The sequence below is a fragment of the Arthrobacter sp. Y3223164 genome, assembly GCF_059091005.1.
On record NZ_JBNHGF010000181.1, the window covers coordinates 1 to 5559 of the forward strand.

Here is a 5559-nt window from a genome sequence, read left to right on the forward strand (position 1 = left end):
GCCGCCGGCCAGACCATGCTGACCCGCGGCATCGCCGACTCCTGGACCGCCGGCGTCGACTCCCTCGGGAAGCAGGACGGGGTGGACCTGGTGGCCCGCGGCCAGGAAGGCGCCACGCAGAACGCCCCCGCGCCGGCGGTTTTCGGCACCGACGTCCGCACCTTCCTGACCAATGAGGTGCTGCACGAGGAAATCTTCGGCGCGGCCTCGCTGCTGGTCCGCTACACCTCCACCGAGGACCTGCTGGCTGCGGCCAAGCGGCTCGAGGGGCAGCTGACCGCCACCCTGCACATGACCGACGAGGACCACGCCACCGTGGCCCCGCTGCTGCCGGTGCTCGAGCGCAAGGCAGGCCGCATCCTGGCCAACGGCTGGCCGACCGGCGTCGAGGTCGGGCACGCGATGGTCCACGGCGGCCCCTTCCCGGCCACCTCCGACACCCGCACCACCTCGGTGGGCACGCTGGCGATCGAGCGGTTCCTGCGCCCGGTGGCCTACCAGAACATTCCCGATGCCTTGCTGCCGGCACCGGTGCAGCAGGAGAACCCCTGGAAGCTGAACCGCCGGATCGACGGCGCGCTGGAATTGGCCGGAGAGTAGCGCATGAGCAACCAACCCACCATTGCCGCCGTCGAAGTGGTCCCGGTCGCCGGACACGACTCGATGCTGCTGAACCTCTCCGGCGCGCACGGGCCGTTCTTCACCCGCAACGTGGTCATCGTGACCGACTCCGACGGCCGCACCGGCCTGGGCGAAGTCCCCGGCGGGGAGAAAATCCGCACCACCATCGAAGACGCCGGCGCCCTGATCACCGGCCGCCCGGTGGCCCGCTTCCGCAGCCTGCTGCGGGAAATCGCCGCGGCCTTCGCCGACCGCGACGCCGGCGGCCGCGGGCTGCAGACCTTCGACCTGCGCACCACCGTGCACGCCGTGACCGCGATCGAATCCGCTTTGCTGGATTTGCACGGCCAGTTCCTGGGCGTTCCCGTGGCCGAACTCCTGGGCGACGGCCAGCAGCGTGACGCGGTGCCGATGCTCGGCTACCTCTTCTACGTGGGCAACCCGGACGCCACCGACCTGCCGTACCTGCGCGAACCCCACGGCGCCGACGACTGGGAACGGGTGCGCCGCGAAGAAGCCATGACCCCGCACGCCGTGGTCCGCCTGGCCGAAGCCGCGCAGGCCCGCTACGGCTTCCAGGACTTCAAGCTCAAGGGCGGGGTGCAGGCCGGGGACTTGGAAGTCGACGCGGTCACCGCGCTCAAACAGCGCTTCCCGGACGCCCGCATCACCCTGGATCCGAACGGCGGCTGGCTGCTGCAGGACGCCATCCGGCTGGGCCAGCGCATGCAGGGCGTGGTGGCGTATGCCGAAGACCCCTGCGGCGCCGAAGGCAAGTTCTCCGGCCGCGAAGTGATGGCCGAGTTCCGCCGCGCCACCGGCCTGCAGACCGCCACCAACATGATCGCCACCGACTGGCGCGAAATGGCCCACGCGGTGCGCACCAACGCCGTCGACATTCCGCTGGCCGATCCGCACTTCTGGACCATGGCCGGCTCCGTCCGCGTCGCGCAGCTGTGCCACGAGTTCGGTCTGACTTGGGGCTCGCACTCGAACAACCACTTCGACATCTCACTGGCCATGTTCACCCAGGTCGGCGCCGCCGCCCCGGGCGAAATCACCGCGCTGGACACGCACTGGATCTGGCAGGACGGCCAGGGCCTGACCAAGGAACCGCTGCTGATCCGCGACGGCGAGATCAAGGTCCCGCAGGCCCCCGGCCTCGGGATCGAACTGGACCGCGAACGCCTGGCCGAGGCCAACGCCCTGTACCTGGAACACGGCCTCGGCGCCCGCGACGATGCCGTCTCCATGCAGTACCTGGTGCCCGGCTGGGAGTTCGATCCCAAGCGCCCCTGCCTGGTCCGCTAGTACCCGCCGCCCGCTCCGCACCCTGCGGGGCGGGCGGTCTTCTTGTGTCCCGCCGTTTGACCTCTGCCCGGCCGCGCGTTTTGCGCCGGCCCGGGCAGAGCCGTGAGTTCTGGAGGTTCCGTGGAAGGTGTGCTGCTCGGCTTCGGCGTGGTGCTGGTGATTGTTGCCGTCGGCTTTGCCGCCGCAGCCATCGTCCCGCAGAAGGCGCCGGAGATGCAGCGCGGACTGACGCCGGTGATCTACTACATCACCAATCCGGCGCTGATGCTGGTGCTGCTGTCCGAGGCGGATCTCGCGTCGGTCGTCGGCGTCTACACTCCGATCGCGCTGATGACCGCCGCCCTCGCGGGAGCGGTCTATGCGCTGTTCAGCCGCTTCGTGCTGCGCCGCCCGGCAGCGCAGACGGCCGGTGGCGCCATGGCCTCCACCTACGTCAACGCGGGAAACATCGGGGTGCCGATCGCCCTCTACGCCGTGGGCAGCGCCGACCCGGTCGTTTCGGTGCTGCTGGCGCAGCTGCTGGTCATCGCGCCCGTGTACCTGACCGTCTTCGCCTGGTGCCAGCGGAAGGCGGCTGCGGGAAAGCTTTCACCGGACGACGGCGGTGCTGCCGCGGCTGTCCCGCTCTGGCGCACCGTGATCAAGTCCATCCTCAATCCGGTCACCGTCGCCACCGCCGTCGGGGCGCTCATCTCCGTGACCGGGCTGCGCCTGCCGGAAGTGCTCTGGACGCCGGTGGAAATGCTCGGCAACGCGTCCATTCCGTTGCTGCTGATGCTGTTCGGCATGAGCCTGCGCGGGCAAAAGCCGCTGACCCAGCGCGCCCTGCGGGCCGACGTCGCGCTGGGCTCCGTGGTCAAGCTGGCCCTGATGCCGGCCATCGCGTGGGCGCTGGCGCACTTCGTGTTCGATGTCGGCGGCGTCCCGCTGCTGGGCGTGGTCGTCATGGCGGCCTTGCCGACGGCGCAGAACGTCTTCCTGTTCACCAGCCAGTTCCGCATGCAGTCCACGCTGGTGCGGGACATCATCTTCCTGAGCTCCCTGCTCTCGCTGCCCGCCGTCCTGCTGGTCGCCCTGCTGCTGGGCTGAGCCCTCCGGCGGAACTCGGACGCTCGTGGACTCGGCGAGGCGTTGGAGGTTCAAGACCTGACGGGTCTGCATGACCCAAGGGGAGCCGGCGTGGCCGCACAACTGACGGGTAGCCGGCGGTGAAACCGGCTGCAGCCCGCGCTGCCCGTAGCGCTCCCTTCAGGCTGCGGTATGTCATCGCGCTTCCCCCCTCAGGCCAGGGTGCAGGCGTTCCTGGAAAAAGGCGAGGATGCGCCTGCGCGCGTCCTCGGCAGACGGCTCGTGATAGCCAGCGGCAACCAGCTTGGCGAGCACCTTGTCCCCGAATGTCAGCTCCGACGGGCCATGGTTGTTGAGAAAGCCGCGGCCGGCGCCGGGATAGACCTTGATGTCATGGTCTGGTCTATCCCGGCGTCGGCGAGCAGCGGCTCAAGACGGGCCGGAACCTTAGGCACTCCAGGCCAGCGGTCCCTACCTCAGCTGCGTCTGGTCTTTGCTCGCCAACGCCCGTGTAGCCTTCACCGTGGTCACAGCGGCCCACTTCTCGGCTTTCTCCTTTTCTTGGTTGGGGGGCCTCCTTCATTGCGGCCGCGGAACCGGTTTTCCGGACAATTATCGGGACCGGTTTTCTGCAAGGTTGAGCGGTGGCGCCCACTGTCCGGTGGTCGAAACCAGACGGCGGCGCCGCGTCGTATTTGGCTGGCGGCTCAGCCCCAGGGGATGGCGCCCAGCAGGACACCGACGGCCAGCATCACCAGCGAAACGACGGTGGCACGCCACAGCACCTTCTTGTGGTGGTCGCCCAGTTCCACGCTGGCCAGCGACACCAGCAGCAGGATCGCAGGGACGAGCGGGCTCTGCATGTGTACGGGCTGGCCTGTGATGGAGGCCCGTGCCATCTCGGCGGGGGCGATGCCGAAGTGGGCGGCAGTTTCGCTCAGCACCGGCAGCACACCGAAGTAGAACGCGTCGTTGCTCATGAAGAAGGTCATGGGGATGCTGAGCACCCCGGTGATCACGGCCATGAACGGCCCCATCGAGTCCGGAATGATGTCCACCAGCCAGGCTGCCATGGCGTCGACCATGCCGGTGCCGTTCAGCACGCCGGTCAGGACCCCGGCTGCCATCACCATGGAGACGACGGCGACGATGCTCTTGCTGTGCGCGACCAACTGGTTGGCCTGTTCCTTGACGTTCGGGAAGTTGACCACCAAGGCAATGGCGGCCCCGACCATGAAGACGTAGGCCAGCGGAACGACGTCCAGCACCAGGATCACCATGACGGCCACGGTCAGGGCCAGATTGAACCAGAACAGATGCGGACGCAGGGTGGCCCGGTTGGGGTCCAGGGCGGAGTCGGTCAGGGATCCGCCCACCGGGCCTTCCTCTGGAGCCTCCAGAACAGCGACAGAGCCACCGGCCGGAGCGCCGACCGGCGAGGTACCCGGGACGGGCTTCCCGGACCCGGCTCCGCGCCTGCCGCGGCCCCTGCCAACGCCGGAGTTTCCAGCGGAGCTGCCGGCACCGCCGTCGTCGTCCCGGGCAGCATCCGTCCACAGATCGGGCTTGCCCTTGGCGGTGGCCTTGGGATTGCCGCCCGCCAACCGCTTGCGCTCGCTCAAACCGAGCGTCCAGGCGAAGACCATCACGACAAGGATGCCTGCCAGCAGGGATGGAATCATCGGCACAAACACGTCGGTCGGGGAGACATCCAGGGCGGCAGCAGCGCGTGCCGTCGGACCTCCCCATGGAACAATGTTCATGGTGCCGTTGGCTAGGCCGGCGACGCAGGTGAGCACCACCGGGCTCATGCCCAGCCGCAGGTAGATCGGCAGCATGGCCGCCGTCGTCAGAATGAAGGTGGTGGAACCATCGCCGTCCAGCGAGACGACGGCGGCCAGCACCGCGGTGCCGAGCACAACCTTGGCCGGGTCGTTGCCCAACGTGCGCAGGATGAAGCGCACCAGTGGGTCGAACAGTCCGACATCGATCATCAGGCCGAAGAAGATGATGGCGAACATCAGCAGCGCCGCTGTGGATGTCAACGACTTCATCGACTCGAGGATCATGTCGCCCAGGCCGAGGCCGGCCCCTGCGAAGAGGCCGAAAACAGTCGGCACAATGATCAGGGCTAAAACAGGCGTCAGTTTCTTGGTCATGATCAGCGCCATAAAGACCGCGATCATTGCGAAGCCGAGGAAAACCAGCACAGCAACTCCTTTGTCTAATGCAGCCGGTGTGACCGGCTTTACAGACATTAGGGTGGTCCGGGTCACGAATGGCGGTTAAACGCCCTTCAGGTGCATACTGCTTATTGAGCACGTTTTGCTCATTTAGCTCACAGGCCGAGGGCCGCACCCGGGAGGCACCATGGAGAACGGGGGCAGGCGACCGCCCCGGATGGGCTTTTCGGCCCGCATGCTGTTCCTCCAACTGGCCGTCGTGGCCGTGGTGCTCCTTCTCTCCGCCGCCGTTCTGGGCTGGCTGACCTACCAGCGGCTGGGCGAAGACGCCGAAGGCCAGGCCCTCGCCGCGGCACAGGCCGTCGCGGCGTCCGGC

General features: G+C 67.9%; 5 protein-coding genes. 3 read left to right on the forward strand and 2 right to left on the reverse strand.

Going from position 1 to position 5559, the window contains the following annotated elements; all coding sequences use genetic code 11:
* The 3 genes from AC5RUJ_RS10125 to AC5RUJ_RS10135 all read left to right on the forward strand — a co-directional run.
* A partial coding sequence (locus tag AC5RUJ_RS10125) for an aldehyde dehydrogenase family protein (protein ID WP_494155822.1) occupies positions 1 to 600 on the forward strand: 600 nt, incomplete at its 5' end.
* A 3-nt stretch (positions 601 to 603) separates the two neighbouring features.
* Positions 604 to 1932, forward strand: a complete 1329-nt coding sequence (locus AC5RUJ_RS10130; RefSeq protein WP_494127575.1) for an enolase C-terminal domain-like protein — start codon at positions 604 to 606, stop codon at positions 1930 to 1932.
* A 102-nt stretch (positions 1933 to 2034) separates the two neighbouring features.
* Positions 2035 to 3021, forward strand: coding sequence for an AEC family transporter (locus tag AC5RUJ_RS10135; protein WP_494076487.1), 987 nt, complete (start codon positions 2035 to 2037; stop codon positions 3019 to 3021).
* Positions 3022 to 3195: 174 nt separating this feature from the next.
* Here AC5RUJ_RS10135 and AC5RUJ_RS10140 read toward each other — a convergent pair whose 3' ends face one another.
* Together AC5RUJ_RS10140 and AC5RUJ_RS10145 are read right to left on the reverse strand one after the other, a co-directional pair.
* The gene (locus AC5RUJ_RS10140) at positions 3196 to 3390 is read right to left on the reverse strand and encodes a hypothetical protein (protein WP_494013782.1); all 195 of its coding nucleotides are present in this window, start codon (positions 3388 to 3390) and stop codon (positions 3196 to 3198) included.
* Between the two features lie 317 nt (positions 3391 to 3707).
* Positions 3708 to 5210, reverse strand: a complete 1503-nt coding sequence (locus tag AC5RUJ_RS10145) for a CitMHS family transporter (protein WP_494127576.1) — start codon at positions 5208 to 5210, stop codon at positions 3708 to 3710.
* Between the last annotated feature and the right edge of the window lie 349 nt (positions 5211 to 5559).

Excerpts from the sequence above, each read along its gene's own strand:
- AC5RUJ_RS10130 (WP_494127575.1), top strand. The coding sequence starts at position 604 with ATGAGCAACCAACCCACCATTGCCGCCGTCGAAGTGGTCCCGGTCGCC.